Source organism: Streptomyces cavernae (assembly GCF_004023625.1).
Taxonomy (GTDB): domain Bacteria; phylum Actinomycetota; class Actinomycetes; order Streptomycetales; family Streptomycetaceae; genus Streptomyces; species Streptomyces cavernae.
Genome location: NZ_ML137709.1, coordinates 70,549 through 86,258 on the forward strand (window position 1 = coordinate 70,549; position 15,710 = coordinate 86,258).

Consider the following 15,710-nt stretch of genomic DNA (forward strand, 5'->3'; position numbering starts at 1 on the left):
GCGTCCAACTCCGGCTCCGGCCTCTGCCGGGCTCCCAACGTCTGGCCCAGCACCCGCCAAACGCCCGGCCCCGGACCCAATTCCCGCCGAGGTCCCAGAGTCGGCCGCAGCTCCCGCTGTGGTCCCAGCGTCGGCTCCCGGCCCCGCCATACTCCCTGCGCCGGGCTCAGCACCCGCCATACTCCCGGCCAGGGCCCCGGACCCGGACCCCGACCCGGACCCCGCCGTACTCCCCGTCCCGGCCGTGCCGGGGTCGTCGCCCGCCGCTCGCCCACCGGCAGCGTCACTGGCCGGTCCTGCCGACCTGGTCGGTTCTGCGAACCTGGCCGGTCCCGCCGACCTGGCCGGTCTTCCCGACCGGGCATCACCGCCCGCAGGCCCCTGCCGCTCGGCGTCGGCCCCCACTCGCGCCTCCGTGCCGAGCAGCCCCCGGTGCTCCGCCCTTACGGACGGCTCACGTGCCACCGTCACCACGTGCCACGCGGGGCGGGCGGTCAGCAGGGCGTGCAGGACCTCGTCCGAGCCGGACTCGGGGACGGTCAGCAGGAGCCTGCCGGGCTCGAGGTGTTCCACGAGCGCGGCCGGCGCCACCGCGTCGGCCGGCGGGGTCGCGCCGACGGGGCCTTCCGCCTCGATGACCAGCCGGGGGCCCGAACCGGCCTCGGGCGCACGGGCTTCGACGGAGCCGTCGACGATCTCGTACGTGGCGTCCGTCACGCCACCCAGGCGGCCCGGGTCGTGTTCCGTGAAGACCACGGCGGTACCGGCGGAGAGCCGCTCGGTCACCACACGGTCCAGTTCGGCGCGGGCCGCCGCGTCGAGGCCGGTCCAGGCCTCGTCCAGGACCAGGAGTGCCGACTCCGCGAGCAGCGCCTGTGCGACCGCCACCTTCTGGCTGCTTCCCTTGGACAGCTCCGACAGGGGGGTGTCGGCGTACTCCGCGGCGCCGAATCGTTCCAGCCACTCGTCGGCGGCGTCCGCGGCGGCCGGCCGGGACAGACCGTGCACGGCGCCGAGGTGGATCAGGTAGTCGGCCGCCGTGAAGGGCAGCACCGCGGGGAAGCGCTCGGGCACGTAGGCGGTGCGCGGGCGTCCGCTGATCCGGCCCTCGGTGGGGGCGTCGATCCCGGCCAGCAGTTTCAGAAGGGTCGACTTGCCGACGCCGTTGGCGCCTTGTACGCGCACGAGGGTGCCGGGGGCCACCACCAGGTCCACACCGCGCAACACCCAGCGGCCACGCAGCCCGTAACGGCCGCGGTAGCGGCGCCCGACCCCCTCCAGTCGCAGTTCCCCTGAGGTACGGAGGTCTCGCTTCATGGGGGCCATCCTCGCGCGAGCGCACGTCGGCGCGCAGTAGAACCGATCTTCCGCCTGGCAGACTGGGGTCTGTGAGCAGTGACCAGACGACCACCGCCGACCCCACCGGCGCCGCCGGCACCCCCGCCGTACCCGCCGTACCCGCCGCACCAACCGTACCGGCCGCGCCCGCCTCACCCGGTTCGAAGGACGACACCCCCTTCCGTACGGAGCGGACGTTTCGCGACGAAGTACCCCAATTCGTCCTGCCGTTGGTCGTCCGGATCGAGAGGGCCGCTCCCCCGCCGCGCACCGACGCGCTGGAGACCGCCGCCCGTGCGGTACTGGTGATGCTCGGCGACGAGCGGTCGACCGGCGACGGGGATTGGGCGCAGGCGATGCGGAACTGGCAGGACGCCCGGATCCGCAAGGTGGTGCGGCGGGCGCGCGGTGCCGAGTGGCGGCGGGCGGAGGCGCTGCCCGGCATCACGGTGACGGGCAAGTCGGCCGAGGTAAGGGTCTTCCCTCCGGTACCGCTCGACGGCTGGCCCAAGGACCTGGCCCGGCTGCAGGTCTCCGGCACGGACCTGGACGATCCGGAGCCGCCCGGGGACACCGACCCCGCGCAGCCCGTGCTGTGGCTGAACCCGGAGCTGGAGATGTCGGCGGGCAAGGCGATGGCGCAGGCGGGCCACGGCGCCCAACTGGCCTGGTGGGAGCTGACGGACGAGCAGCGCACGGCCTGGCGCGATGCGGGCTTCGCGCTCGCCGTACGCACCGCGGACCCGGCCCGCTGGCCCGGACTCACCACCAGCGGACTGCCGTTGGTCCGGGACGCCGGCTTCACGGAGATCGCCCCCGGCTCCTGCACGGTGGTCGCCGACCATCCGGCCCTGCGCCGCTGAGGCGGAGCCCGGGCGACCGGTGACACCGGGCGGCAGGTCGGGGCAGCACTTCGGGGCCGCACGTCGGGCGGCGCCGCGGGGCCGCACGTCGGAGCGCCACTTCAGGGCGGCACTCCGGGGCAGCCCTTCGGCACTGCGGGGCAGCCCCCTTCGGAACGGCGGGGCAGCCCCCTTCGGAACGGCGGGGCAGCACTCCGGACGGCGCTCCGGAACGGCGCTCCGGGACGGCACGTCGGTGCGGCCCCCGAGCCACACCTGCCCATGCCCGGTTGACGTGTGTGATCAGGACCGCTGGGCGTGATTGAACAACTCGGTGACCTCTCCCGTACCTGGTGGCAGGCAAGTAGGTTGCCCCGACGAGCCAGTTGGGGCGTCCCTCTCGGGAGGCACATTGCAGCGCGTCAACGGATCGATCATCGCGGCCGTGGCTCTGACGGTCACCGTCGGAGCGCTGGCGTTCCCCATGTGGGATTACGAGGACCGTTCGGGCACGACGCAGGCCTATGCGTCCGCCAGCTCGGTCGACACCCAGTGGGGGCCGCTCACCGCGCAGGACCGCGACCTGATCTACCGTGTCCGGCTGGCGGGTCTGTGGGAGATGCCCGCCGGGAAGCAGGCGATGGAGCGCGCACCCACGCCGGAGATCAAGGAGGCCGGTGACCACCTGGTGAACGGCCACGCCGACCTGGACAGGCGGGTCCGGGACGTCGCGAAGAAGCTCGGTATGACGTTGCCGAACGAACCGACCCCCGAGCAGCAGGGCTGGCTGGCCCAGATGGACGCGGCGCAGGGCAAGGAGTACGAGCGCACGTTCGCGCAGTTGCTGCGCAGCGCGCACGGCAAGATCTTCCCGGTGATCGGGAAGGTCCGCAACGAGACCCGGAACTCGCTGGTGCGCCAGCTGGCCTCGGACACCAACCAGACCGTGCTGGACCACATCACCATGCTGGAGAAGACCGGAGCGGTCGATTTCGACGCCATCGCCAACGCACAGTGACCCGTCCGCGGCGACGCGGATGCCGCGCACGGCGACCGGCCGATCAGCCGGTCGCCCGGTGACCGCGGTTTACGAACGCGGCTGCGGCACGGTGCGGCGAGGTGTCGGCCACCGCGGTCCGGTCGGACATCCCGACCGGCCCCGTTGAACATGCCGACCGGCACGTACGTATGTCCTTGCACCGACCAAGTAACAGTTCACCCCCAACGACCAGTTGGTTTCCTTCGGGAGGCTCCTTTGCGGCGTATCAACGGTGCGCTCATCGCTTTGGCGATCACCGGCACGGTCGGCGCCCTCGCGTACCCCGTGTTCTACTCGTACCCCCACCGAAACGACGCCGCGAAAGCCGGCGCGGTGGTGACCGAGGCCCCCACGATCAACACCCGCTGGGGCCCGCTCACCGCCTCCGACCGGGACCTCATCGTGCGAGTGCGGCTGGCAGGCCTGTGGGAACTGCCGGCCGGACAGCAGGCGCTCGAGCGTGCACCCTCCCAGGCGATCAAGGAGGCCGGTGAGCATCTGATCACCGGTCACAACGACCTGGACAAGCGGGTCCGGATCATCGCGGCCCAACTCGGCGTGGAGCTGCCCAACCAGCCGACCGCCCAGCAGCAGGGCTGGCTCGACGAGATGACGGCCGCTCAGGGCAAGGACTACGAGTACAAGTTCGCCAACCTGCTGCGGGCCGCGCACGGCAAGATCCTCCCGGACATCGGAACGGTGCGGAACTCCACCCGCAACTCGCTGGTGCGTCAGCTCGCCTCGGACACCAACAACACGGTGCTCGACCACATCACGATCCTGGAGAAGACCGGCGCGGTCGACTTCAACTTCATCGCCGAGAACTCGATGAAGGGCGCGACCGCCAGCCCGAGCGGCCCGCCGGCTCCCGTTCCCGGTCAGCAGGTGCCCGACCCGCCCGCGGTGACGCCGCCCCCGGGGCTGAACCCCACATCGGGGATCTCCCCGAGCCCGGGCGGGATCAACACCAACCGGCCGGAGCCCGAAGACCCGGACGGCATCCTCCAGTAAGCACGGCAGGACCGTCATGACCGACGCGGACCGGCGTCGCGGGGGCCACCGCGACGCCGGTCCGCGTCCGTCCCGGCGAACCTCAAATGTTGCTCTGAACCTCCGCTCCTCCGGATTCGGAGCGAGCCGCCGGGGCCATGACCTCCACACGCCGGCACAGCGGTCCGTCGAAGGAGACAACCACACAGCGTTCGGTGCAGGGGCGGGGTCATGGCGAAGGAGGGGACGATGAGGCGTCTGGGTACGGGAATCGGTTGGCGGCCGGAGATCGCCGAGGCCGTGGAGGCCATGCCGGGCATCGACTGGGTGGAGGCCGTCGCCGAGAACCTGTGCCCCGGTCACCTCCCCGAGTCGCTGCTGCGGCTGCGCGAACGCGGAGTCACCGTCGTCCCGCACGGCGTGGGCCTCGGCCTCGGCGGCGCCGACCGCCCCGACGAGGGCCGGCTGACCGCGCTCGCCGAGCGGGCCGAGGCCCTCCGTTCACCGCTGGTCACCGAGCACATCGCGTTCGTACGGGCCGGAGGACCGCTCACCGCCTCCGAGCGGCTGGAGGCGGGCCATCTGCTCCCCCTGCCGCGCACCCGGGACGCGCTCGACGTCCTGTGCGAGAACGTCCGCATCGCTCAGGAGTCCCTGCCGGTGCCGCTCGCCGTGGAGAACATCGCGGCGCTGATCTCCTGGCCGGGCGAGGAGATGTCGGAGGGCCAGTTCTTGTACGAGCTGGCGGACCGCACCGGCGTACGCCTCCTCATCGACGTGGCCAACCTCCACACCAACCACGTCAACCGCGGCGAGGACCCCGCCAAGGCGCTCACCGAACTCCCCCTGGAAGCCATCGCTTACGTCCATGTGGCGGGCGGCTTCGAGCGCGACGGCGTCTGGCACGACAGCCACGCCCACCCGGTCCCGCAGCCGGTCCTCGACATCCTCACCGACCTCGCCTCGCGGGTGACGCCACCGGGCGTTCTCCTGGAACGCGACGAGAACTTCCCCGCCCCGGCCGAACTGGAACGCGAGCTGCGTTCGATACGTGGTGCGTTGGCCAAGGGAGCGGCGACCACGGGCCGGACTCCCGCCGCCGGGGCCGAGCCCGGGCCCGCCGCCGTCCGCGACGCGGTCCCCGCCACCGTCGGCGTCGCGAGCAGGGGCGGTGCCGGGGACGGCGACGGCCACGGCGTGGGCGTGGGCGTGGGAGTGGGAGTGGGCGTCGAAGCCGAACGCCAGCGGCTCGCCCTCGCTCAGACCGCCGTGCTCTCCGCCCTGGTCGCCGGGACGCCCGTACCCGAGGGGTTCGACCGCGTGCGCATGGGAGTGCAGGCCCGCGCCCTCGCCGCCAAGCGGGCGGGGGTCGTCGCGAAGGTCGCCCCGGAGCTGCCGGAGATCCTCGGTGACGCTTACCGCCCGGCCTTCCTCGCCTACGCCCACCGCCGCCCGATGACCGACGGCTACCGCCGTGACGCACTGGACTTCGCGGAGTCACTGCTGCTGGCCGGGTCCCCCGAGGACGCCGAGGTGCGCCGCCGGCTGTCCGACTGGTGGCTGGACCGCTCGGGCCCCGCGCCACGGTCGCACCGTCCGACGGCCCGACTGGTCCGTGCGACCCGCCGGGTACTGCTGCGCCGCTGAATCCCTGCGCTGCTGCTGAATCCCTGCACTGCTGCTGATTCCCTGCGCTGCTGCTGAGTGCATGCGCTGCTGCTGAGTGCCTGCGGTGCATTGCCGGCGCGAGTGTGCCCCGACTAACACAACACCGCGCCCCACACCGGAATATCCGCATATCCTCCAGTTCGCCGCCCCCAGTCGTCCTCTTTTGCTCCATCACCTGACGTCGGCCACCCACACTGAACAGAACTCACGGGTACTGAAGTTGGCGTACGCAGCGCGTTACGATTCCAGCTCCCACCCACCAGCGCACTAACGTGCGGTGCCGCGACAGGAGGCACCATGCGATCCATCGACAGCCGCACCGTCTTCAGCGGCACCGGGCTCATCGTGGCGGGCCTGGCGGCGACGCTCGTCGCGTTGATATTTCCCGTGTGGTCGTACGCGGACCGCGCGGGAACCGGCCTGGACACACTGAACGCACAGTCGGTCGCGACCAGGTACGGACCGCTGTCGGCACTGGACCGGGAGTTCATCACCAAGGTGCGGCTCGCGGGCCTGTGGGAGCTGCCCGCCGGACAGCAGGCGCAGCAGCGAGGGACCACCCAGGCCGTCCGGACCGCGGGCGTGCACCTGATGGAGGGTCACACCTTCCTGGATGCACGTGTAAGGGAGGTCGCGTCGCAGCTGGGCCTCGAACTGCCGAACCAGCCCAGCGAGCAGCAACAGCAGTGGCTCGCCACCCTCAGCGCGGCCCAGGGCGAGGACTACGACCGCGATTTCGCCAACATCCTGCGTGCGGCGCACGGCAAGGTCTTCTCGGTGGTCGCCCAGGTCCGCGCGACCACCCGCAACTCTCTGGTGCGGGCACTGGCGGACGACGCGAACACCACCGTGCTGGACCACATCAAGGTCCTGGAGGCCACCGGTTACGTCGACTTCGACGCGCTGGCGCGGGACGCTGCCACCGCCGCCCCACCGCCGATCAGCAACTCCCCCGCCCCGCCGGGCCCGGTGGCCTCACCGACCCCGGCCACACCGGTGACCCCGACGACCGGCATCTCCACGAACCCGGTGTCCCCGGTGTCGTCGGCGCCCTCGTCCCGGGCGTCCCCCTCGTACTCCCTGCCCCCGCCCGCCAACCCTTCCCACAACTGAGCCCATGACAATGCACCTTCACCGGAACTCAACATTCCGTCCACATCCTGAACACGCCGTGGCCTCCCCCGGCCGCGTCGCATAAAACACCGCCATGTCGTGGGTTCTCCTTCTTCTCCTGGCCTGGTCGGTGGCGGCCGTCAACTGCACCCGGCTGTGCCTGGCCGCCCTGCGCGCCGCACGGATCGACCCCGGCATCGGCGACGGACACCGGCTGACGCTGTACGAGGCCGCGTTCCTGTCCGGCGGTCCGGTCCGGGTGGCCGAGTTGGCGATGGTCTCGATGGCCCGCCAGCGGCGGCTGCTGCTCGCGCACACGGGCTGGGTCACCGTCGTGGACCCGGAGGGCCGGGACGGGCTGGAGCGGTCGGTGATGAGCGCGATCGGCTCGTACGGTCAGGCCCGGATCGCTCCCGTGCGGTCACGGGTCGCCACCGGTGCCGCCGTCCGCGACCTCGCCGACCGGCTGGTCGCGGCCGGCCTCGCCGTGCCCGAGGGCTCCGGCAGCAGCCTCGCGGCCGCGGTGCGCCGGGTGCGGGCCACCGCGGTGGGGGTGGTGGTGCTGGGTGTCGTCGTGGCGCTGCGGTTCCCGTCGCCCGGGGCGGGCGGCGTGCCGGTTCCCGTCTGGTTCGCGCTGCCCCTGATCCTCACCCTGTGCTCGCTGGCCCTGGCCCGGCTGGAGGCCCACCCCTACACGCGCTGGGCGTCCCCGGCCGGACAGCGGCTGCTCGGCACTCTGGCGACCCACGGCGTCGACGAACGCACGTATCTCACCTCGGTCGCCGTGCACGGTGTCCGTGCGGTGCGCGATCCCCAGCTGCGCGCGGCGTTCGGCCACCACTCCGGAACGCCGAGCGCCCACCGCGCCCGCCACGAAATCGCCGACTGAAGGGCCCGCCCCCGCGGCCGGCCGACAGCCTTGGGCCAGGCCCGCCGTGGCGGGCCGACAAAACCTGGGCCGCACCAGGCCGCCCTGGCCGTGCCCTAGGCCAGGCCCGCCACCAGTTCGCCGATGTCCTTGCGGCGCCCGGTGAAGAAGGGCACCTCCTCGCGGACGTGCCGCCGGGCCTCCGAGCCGCGCAGATGACGCATGAGGTCGACGATGCGGTACAGCTCGTCCGCCTCGAAGGCGAGGATCCATTCGTAGTCGCCGAGCGAGAAGGAGGCGACCGTGTTGGCGCGGACGTCCGGGAAGCCGCGGGCCATCTTGCCGTGGTCGGCGAGCATCGTCCGGCGCTCCTCGTCCGGCAGCAGGTACCAGTCGTAGGAGCGGACGAAGGGGTAGACGCTGACGTAGTTGCGCGGCGTCTCGTCGGCGAGGAACGCCGGGATGTGCGAGCGGTTGAACTCGGCGGGGCGGTGCAGCGCCATGTTCGACCAGACCGGCTCCAGGGCCCGGCCCAGCCTCGTACGGCGGAAGAGGTTGTACGCCTCCTGCAGCTGGTCGGCCGTCTCCGCGTGCCACCAGATCATGACGTCGGCGTCCGCGCGCAGGCCGGACACGTCGTACGTGCCGCGGATCGTCACGTCCTTCGCGGCGAGCTGGTCGAAGAGCTCCTGGACCTCGTCCGCGTACCCGGCACGGTCCTCGGGGAGCGGCTCGCGCAGCTTGAAGACGGACCACAGCGTGTAGCGGATGACCTCGTTGAGGTCCTTGGCCAGCTTGCCCTTGTTGGGGATGCGGGCGGAGGCTGCGGTGGGGTCGTTGGTGGGGGCGTCGTCACTCATGGGGCTATTCTCCCGCTCCGCCGTGCAGGCTCTGCACCGGGTTCGCGGTCAGCGCATCGAGCCCGGCGCGGTCGCCCTTGAGCTGGTCGACGGCGGCGTACGCGCTCGCGACGCAGGCCGGGATGCCGACGCCGTCGTAGGCCGCGCCGCACACCGCGAGACCCGGCAGCTTGGCGATGTGCTCGCGGATCCGGGCCACGCGCGCGTGGTGGCCGACCGGATACTGCGGCAGCCCGTCGTCCCATCGGGTGACCCGGGTCGCCACGGGCACGGCGTCGAGTCCGGTGGCCTCGCGCAGATCGTGCCGTGAGACGTCCACGAGGTCGTCGTCCGCGCGCTGGAGCGCCTCGGTCTCGCCGTACCGTCCGACGGAGGTCCGCAGGACGAGCAGATCGGGGTTCTCCTCCGCGATCCACCCCCACTTCTGGGAGGCGAACGTCGACGCCTTGATGGTGCGCCCGTCGACGGGCGGCACCAGGAAACCGCTGCCTTCGGGCAGACGGATGTCACCGCGGCGGTAGGCGAGGGTGATGAGGGCCATGGATGCGTACTCGACGGCCGCCAGCTCCGTCGCGGCCGCCGGGGCCTCGGCCCGCAGCAGTTCGGCGGCTGCCCGGGCGGGAAGGGCGACGACCACCGCGTCGGCGTACAGCACCTGCCCTCCGGCGACGACACGCCAGGCCGGGCGCTGCCGCGCCGCCGCCTCATGGCGCGCCGCGCCACCCTCCCGTGCCGCGCCACCCTCCCGTGCCGCGCCACCCTGCTCGCCGGAGCCGGCCGTCGCGCCGTGCTGCTCCGCCCCGGCCCTGCGCAGCTCCGTCACCGGCGTCCCCGTGCGGATGTCCGCGCCCCGCGCCCGCACCGACTCGGCGACGGCGAGCGGGAGTTCGCCGACGCCGCCCTCGATGCCCATGAAGACCGGGCCGCTCTGGCCGGCCTCAGCCGCCTTCGCCTGGATCCCACGGACCGCCTCCGTCAGGGAGTCATGGGTCCGCGCGGCCTGGAAGAGCTGGGGCACGGCCGAACGCAGCGAGATCCGGTAGGCGTCGCCCGCGTACACGCCGCCCAGGAGGGGTTCGACGAGGCGGTCCACGACCTCCCGGCCGACGCGGGCCGCGACGTACTCGCCCACCGCCACGTCGTCCCCGACCTCGGTGCGCGGCAGGTCGGCGTCCTGTTCGACGCGGCGCAGGCCCTCTTCGGAGAGGACCCCGGCGAGGGCCGACGCGGTGCCGGGCACGCCCATCACATGGCCCTTCGGCATGGGCCGCAGCGCCCCCCGGGTCCACAGCGACGCGGAGGCGGTGGCCGGCGGCTGCAGGCGGCCGGCGAGGCCCACCTCGCGGGCGAGCGCGACCGCCTCAGGGCGTCGCGCGAGCATCGACTCGGCGCCGAGGTCGACCCGCGCCCCGGCGATCTCGCCGGGCAGCAGTTTCCCGCCGACCCGCTCCGAGGCCTCCAGCACCGTCACCCGCGCCCCGCCGTCCAGCAGCCGGTGCGCGGCCGCCAGACCCGCGATGCCGGCCCCGATGACGACGACGTGCCCCGCGCCCGTATCCCTGTCCGCACCCGATTCGCGCATGTCCCCCACTGTGTCAGACCGCATCGACAGCCCGGCCGGGGCCCGGTGTCCGCAGCGAGTCCCGACCGTGACCGCATCGGGACCGTTCGATGCCAACGTTTCGTCCGGCCCGGGCGTCGAAGAGGCATCACCGATCACAACCCGGGGGGTATGCCGACATGCAGGTACTTGGCACGAGCAGGGCGAGCAGTGACCGATCACGCCGGGCACCCGGATCCTGGCGCTCGGCACGGCCCGTCCAGGTGCTGGCCGCGCTGCTGATCACCGCCTCGCTGGCCCTCGCGGGCTGCAGCGGGGTCTCCCCCTCCGGCGGGGAGGACAGCGCCGCGGGCGCGGCCGCGGACGCCGGGGACAAAAAGCAGGCCGAGGGCGCCGCCGGCCTGAACGGTTCCCGGGGCAAGGCCGACCAGGCCGACGCTCCCCCGAAGATCACCGCCTCCCACATCATCCGCACCGCCTCGCTGACGGTGCAGGTCAAGGACGTCCCCAAGGCCCTCGACGAGGCCCGTACGGTGACGGAGAACGCGGGTGGGTTCGTCGGGCAGGAGACCACCAACCGCGACGACGAGGGCCGCGAGCACACCCGGGTCGTCCTGCGGGTGCCCACGGACAAATACGCCGGTGTCCTCGGCGATCTCGAGGGCACGGGCAAGCTCCTGGAGCGTAACTCCAAGGCCCAGGACGTCACCGACCAGGTCGTGGACGTGGAGAGCCGGATCAAGACGCAGCGCGCCAGCGTGATCCGGATCCGGGAACTGATGGACCAGGCCACCAAGCTCAGCGATGTGGTCACCTTGGAGGGTGAGTTGAGTTCCCGCCAGGCCGACCTGGAGGCACTCCTCGCCCAGCAGGCGTCCCTGAAGGACCGCACCAGCCTCGCCACGATCACGCTGTCCCTGACCGAGACCCGGGTGGAGCCGGCCAAGGACGAGGCCGGGTTCGCGGACGCGCTCACGGGTGGCTGGGACGCGTTCGTGACGATGCTGCGCTGGATCGCGCTGGCCTTCGGCGCGGTGCTGCCGTTCGCCGCGACGGCCGCGATCATGCTGCTGGTCTGGGTTCGGGTGGCCCGCGCCCGCCGCCCCGCCACGGCGAACCCGGCACCCCTCACCACCGCGGGCCCGCTCCCGCCCGCGCCCGGCGGGGGTGAGCGCGAGGAGGACTGACCGGGGCGCCTGCCGACCGACCGCGGGCCAGGACGACCGACGGCGGCGCTGAAGAGGACCGACGGCGGCGCGAGGAGAACCGACTGCGAACCGGCACAGCGCTCGCCCGTAGCGTGTTCGCATGAACATGATCCGGGCGAGAGAGCGACTGGTTGTCATCGGCGGTGACGCGGCGGGGATGTCCGCCGCGTCCCAGGCGCGCCGTCTGAAGGGTCCCGACGAGCTGGAGATCGTGGCGTTCGAGCGGGGGCACTTCTCCTCGTACTCGGCGTGCGGCATCCCGTACTGGGTGGGCGGTGACGTCGCGGAACGGGACGACCTCATCGCGCGGACGCCGCAGGAGCACCGCGGACGCGGTATCGATCTGCGGATGCGCACGGAGGTCACCGAACTGGACGTGCCGGGCGGCCGGGTCCGCTTCCGCGAACTCGAGTCGGGTGGGGAGTCCTGGCTGTCGTACGACCAGCTCGTGCTGGGCACGGGCGCCCGGCCGACGCGTCCGCCGCTGCCCGGCATAGACGCTCCCGGGGTGCACGGGGTGCAGACCCTCGACGACGGTCAGGCGCTGCTCGACACCCTGGAGGGCCTGGAACTGACCCCGGGCCGGCGCGCGGTGGTGGTCGGTGCGGGCTACATCGGCGTGGAGATGGCCGAGGCGATGATGAACCGCGGCTACGAGGTGACCGTCCTCAACCGGGGCCCCGAGCCCATGTCGACGCTCGATGCGGACATGGGCCGGCTGGTGCACCGGGCGATGACGGGCCTCGGCATCACGATGGTCGACGACGCCGAGGTCACCGAGGTGCTCACCGACGGCGACGGGCGGGCCCGCGCGGTCCGCACCGAGGACGCCGAGTACCCGGCGGACGTGGTGATCCTGGGCATCGGCGTGCGACCGGAGACGACGCTCGCCGAGGCCGCCGGGCTGCCGCTCGGCGAACACCGGGGGCTGCTGACCGACCAGGCGATGCGGGTGCGCGGGTACGAGAACCTCTGGGCGGGCGGCGACTGCGTCGAGGTGCTGGACCTCGTCTCGGGCCGCGAACGGCACATCGCGCTGGGCACCCACGCCAACAAGCACGGCCAGGTCATCGGCACCAACATCGGCGGCGGTTACGCCACGTTCCCCGGTGTCGTCGGCACCGCCGTCAGCAAGGTGTGCGACCTGGAGATCGCGAGGACAGGCCTGCGCGAGAAGGACGCGCGCCGGGCGGGCCTGCAGTACGAGAAGGTCGTCATCGAGTCGACGAGCCGCGCGGGCTACTACCCCGGGGCCGCCACCATGACCGTGAAGATGCTCGCCGAGCGCCGGACCGGGCGGCTGCTCGGGGTGCAGATCGTCGGCCGTGAGGGCGCCGCCAAGCGCGTCGACGTCGCCGCGGTCGCGCTGACCGCGGGAATGACCGTGGAACAGATGACGTCCCTGGACCTGGGATACGCCCCGCCGTTCTCCCCGGTGTGGGACCCGGTGCTGGTCGCGGCCCGCAAGGCGGTCGCGGCGGTACGAGCGGGACGGACCTGACCCGCGGGCGCCGGGAGCCCGGAGGTCCGGGAGTCCGGAGGGGCACGCACGCGGGGGCACGCTGGGAGGCCTCACGCGCGTGACTTGCCTGAAGACCACGCGCGCGTGACTTGCCCGAAGACCACGCGCGCGTGACTTGCCCGAAGACCACGCGCGCGTGGCCTGTCCGAAGCACCACGCGCGCGTGCGCTCACGACGTGGCGGGGCTACGCCCCCTGGGCGGTTCCGTGGTGGGCCGGGTGCGGCGAGGTTCCGTTGATCTTCTCTATCGCCTGGCGGGCCTGGTCGGCCGGGGAACGGGGCAGGGAGGAGACGGCCGCGGGCGCGGCCTGGGGGCGCGCGTGGTGGCCCGGCTGCCGGCTGCGCAGCCGGTGGCTCGCGGCCTCGTCGAGGGTCACCGGGCGCTGCATCGTGGCGGCCAGGCGCGAGGCCTCCTGGCCGAGCGCGGCAATGTCCTCCCAGGGCAGGTGGAGTACCACGGCGAGTTCCGCCTCGCCGTCGGGTGTGGCGTGCAGCGACGGAATGCCTCGGTCGTTCATGGCCTGTTCCCCTCGGATTGCGAACGGTTGCCGACTCATACGCACCGTCACGCGCACGTGTTCACCGTCTCGATTCGCGGGACGCATCGGGGGCACACATTCCTTGTGGTCATCCCGGTCCATGACGTGAACCCCGTGCGCCGTACGCCCTATGTGACGTATGCGCTGATCGCCGCGAACATCCTGGTCTTCCTGACCATGCCCGGCGGCCCCCTCTCGCTGACGGGCGAGTCGGGGCTCGCGCAGCTGTGCCAGACGCACGCCTTCCTGGAGCGCTGGGCGGCCGTACCGCGCGAGCTGATCCACGACCAGTTGCCGCGGCTCGTCCCCACCGGCGAGATCGGCGCGAGCAGGTCCGGCCCCGGCTGCGTGGTGGGTCCGCCCGGCTACGACAAGTCGCCCCCGCTGTCCGCGCTCTCGGCGATGTTCCTGCACGGCGGCTGGCTGCACCTGCTCGGCAACATGCTCTTCCTGCTGATCTTCGGCAACAACATCGAGGACCGCCTCGGCCACGTCCGGTTCCTGCTGTTCTACGCGGCGTGCGGCTACGCGGCGACCTATGCGTACGCGCTGGTCAACGCCGATTCCAGTGAACCGCTGATCGGCGCCTCGGGGGCGATCGCGGGCGTGCTGGGCGCTTACCTGGTGCTGTATCCGAAGGCCAGGATCTGGGTCCTCGTACCCTTCCTGATCTTCCTGCCGTTGCGGTTGCCGGCCTGGCTGGTGCTGGGCTTCTGGTTCGGCCTGCAGGCCTGGTACTCGTCGGGCGGCGCCGTCTCCGACGCCGGGACGGTGGCGTACCTGGCGCATGTGGCCGGCTTCGTCGTGGGGATGCTGCTGGCGTGGCCGTTGCGCCCCGGGACCCCGCCGCCGCCCGAGCCGCGCGGTCTGCTGTTCGGCAGGAGAGCGCGGCCCGGCCTGCAGTGACGGCGTCAGCGGGCGGTACGGGTGTGCACGTGCTCCACGAGACGGGTCAGGGCGTCCGGGTCCGTGCTGGGCATGACGCCGTGGCCGAGGTTGAAGACATGGCCCTCGAGGCCTGCGGCGGAGTCGAGGACCTCGCGGGTCTTCGCCTCGACCGCCTCGGTGGAGGCGAACAGGACGGTGGGGTCGAGGTTGCCCTGGAGCGCCTTGCCGGGGCCGACCCGCCGGGCCGCCTCGTCCAGGGGCACGCGCCAGTCGACGCCGACGACGTCCGCGCCCGCCTCACCCATGAGGCCGAGCAGCTCACCGGTGCCCACGCCGAAGTGGATGCGCGGAACGCCGTACGGGCGCACGGCCTCGAAGACCTTGCTCGACGCGGGCATGACCGAGCGCCGGTAGTCGGCGGGCGCGAGCGCCCCGACCCAGGAGTCGAAAAGCTGGATCGCGGAGGCGCCCGCCTCGATCTGCACCTTGAGGAAGGCGGCGGTGATCTCCGCGAGCCGGTCGAGGAGATCGGCCCACAGCTGCGGGTCGCCGTACATGATCGCCTTGGCGTTCTCGTAGGTGCGTGACGGGCCGCCCTCGACGAGATAGCTCGCGAGCGTGAAGGGCGCGCCGGCGAAACCGATCAGCGGGGTCTCCCCCAGTTCGGCCGTGAGCAGCCGGATCGCCTCGGTGATGTAGGGGACGTCGTCGGGCGTGAGGTCGCGGAGCCGGGCGAGGTCGGCGCGGGTGCGGACGGGGTTCTCGACCACCGGGCCGACGCCGGGCTTGATGTCCAGGTCGATGCCGATGGCCTTCAGCGGTACGACGATGTCGCTGAAGAAGATCGCCGCGTCCACGTTGTGCCGGCGCACCGGCTGCAGCGTGATCTCGGTGACCAGCTCGGGCCGCATGCAGGACTCCAGCATGGGGATGCCCTCGCGCACCTTGCGGTACTCCGGCAGAGACCGCCCGGCCTGCCGCATGAACCACACCGGCGTGTGCGGCACGGGTTCACGCCGGCACGCCTTGAGGAAGGCGGAGTCGTACGCGGCTGTCGGCTGGGGGCCCGTAGGGCGGTCGTTCGCGCTCACGCGGAAAGTCTCGCACGGCGCCAAGACCCCGGAAGCCCGGCCCTGGTGGGCGCCAACCCGCACTCCGCCGGTCAAACCCCGCGAGGCCACTTGTTTCGTTCGCGGAGGGCGATCCGGACAGTGTCCCCGCGCACGGGTGTCCTCCCTGCGCGAAGCCGTGGTTCCCCTTACTCTTCCCCGCAT

At 72.5% G+C, this 15,710-nt stretch carries 13 protein-coding genes and 1 pseudogene; 9 read left to right on the plus strand and 5 right to left on the minus strand.

Translation table 11 applies throughout. The features are described 5' to 3' along the window. Nucleotides 1–462: 462 nt before the first annotated feature. Nucleotides 463–1,317: pseudogene (locus EF387_RS02405) on the minus strand (ABC transporter ATP-binding protein); the annotation flags it as partial. Between the two features lie 245 nt (nt 1,318–1,562). Here EF387_RS02405 and EF387_RS02410 point away from each other — a divergent pair. From EF387_RS02410 to EF387_RS02435, 6 genes are all read left to right on the plus strand, one after another. Continuing rightward, nucleotides 1,563–2,201 (plus strand): peptidyl-tRNA hydrolase, encoded by a 639-nt coding sequence (locus EF387_RS02410; protein WP_420802519.1) that lies wholly within the window; start codon nt 1,563–1,565, stop codon nt 2,199–2,201. A gap of 424 nt (nt 2,202–2,625) precedes the next feature. Then, nucleotides 2,626–3,198: a DUF4142 domain-containing protein gene (locus tag EF387_RS02415; protein WP_420802514.1), complete on the plus strand. Its 573-nt coding sequence runs from the start codon at nt 2,626–2,628 to the stop codon at nt 3,196–3,198. 237 nt (nt 3,199–3,435) lie between these two features. Further along, nucleotides 3,436–4,230, plus strand: a complete 795-nt coding sequence (locus tag EF387_RS02420) for a DUF4142 domain-containing protein (protein WP_202918123.1) — start codon at nt 3,436–3,438, stop codon at nt 4,228–4,230. 228 nt (nt 4,231–4,458) lie between these two features. Further along, nucleotides 4,459–5,856, plus strand: coding sequence for an MbnB/TglH/ChrH family RiPP precursor modification enzyme (locus EF387_RS02425; protein ID WP_128374789.1), 1,398 nt, complete (start codon nt 4,459–4,461; stop codon nt 5,854–5,856). 318 nt (nt 5,857–6,174) lie between these two features. Then, nucleotides 6,175–6,990 carry a DUF4142 domain-containing protein gene (locus EF387_RS02430; RefSeq protein WP_128374790.1) on the plus strand — a complete coding sequence of 272 codons (816 nt, stop codon included), beginning with the start codon at nt 6,175–6,177 and terminating at the stop codon, nt 6,988–6,990. 94 nt (nt 6,991–7,084) lie between these two features. Further along, the gene (locus EF387_RS02435) at nt 7,085–7,879 is read left to right on the plus strand and encodes a TIGR04222 domain-containing membrane protein (RefSeq protein ID WP_128374791.1); all 795 of its coding nucleotides are present in this window, start codon (nt 7,085–7,087) and stop codon (nt 7,877–7,879) included. 95 nt (nt 7,880–7,974) lie between these two features. On the opposite strand, the gene hemQ is transcribed toward EF387_RS02435, so the two are convergent. Both hemQ and hemG read right to left on the minus strand, forming a co-directional pair. Next, nucleotides 7,975–8,718, minus strand: a complete 744-nt coding sequence (hemQ, locus tag EF387_RS02440; protein ID WP_128374792.1) for a hydrogen peroxide-dependent heme synthase — start codon at nt 8,716–8,718, stop codon at nt 7,975–7,977. 4 nt (nt 8,719–8,722) lie between these two features. After that, the gene (gene hemG / locus EF387_RS02445; protein WP_128374793.1) at nt 8,723–10,300 is read right to left on the minus strand and encodes a protoporphyrinogen oxidase; all 1,578 of its coding nucleotides are present in this window, start codon (nt 10,298–10,300) and stop codon (nt 8,723–8,725) included. 158 nt (nt 10,301–10,458) lie between these two features. Between hemG and EF387_RS02450 the strand changes: the two genes are divergently transcribed. Next, a complete protein-coding gene (locus EF387_RS02450; RefSeq protein ID WP_128374794.1) occupies nt 10,459–11,466 on the plus strand; it encodes a DUF4349 domain-containing protein in 1,008 nt (335 codons plus the stop codon). 121 nt (nt 11,467–11,587) lie between these two features. Further along, nucleotides 11,588–12,988, plus strand: a complete 1,401-nt coding sequence (locus EF387_RS02455) for an FAD-dependent oxidoreductase (RefSeq protein ID WP_128374795.1) — start codon at nt 11,588–11,590, stop codon at nt 12,986–12,988. Between the two features lie 206 nt (nt 12,989–13,194). Here EF387_RS02455 and EF387_RS02460 read toward each other — a convergent pair whose 3' ends face one another. After that, nucleotides 13,195–13,527, minus strand: coding sequence for a hypothetical protein (locus EF387_RS02460; RefSeq protein WP_128374796.1), 333 nt, complete (start codon nt 13,525–13,527; stop codon nt 13,195–13,197). A 105-nt stretch (nt 13,528–13,632) separates the two neighbouring features. Here EF387_RS02460 and EF387_RS02465 point away from each other — a divergent pair, with 105 nt between their 5' ends. Next, a complete protein-coding gene (locus EF387_RS02465; RefSeq protein ID WP_128374797.1) occupies nt 13,633–14,454 on the plus strand; it encodes a rhomboid family intramembrane serine protease in 822 nt (273 codons plus the stop codon). 5 nt (nt 14,455–14,459) lie between these two features. Here EF387_RS02465 and hemE read toward each other — a convergent pair whose 3' ends face one another. Beyond that, nucleotides 14,460–15,527: a uroporphyrinogen decarboxylase gene (hemE, locus tag EF387_RS02470; RefSeq protein ID WP_128374798.1), complete on the minus strand. Its 1,068-nt coding sequence runs from the start codon at nt 15,525–15,527 to the stop codon at nt 14,460–14,462. Nucleotides 15,528–15,710 lie beyond the last annotated feature (183 nt).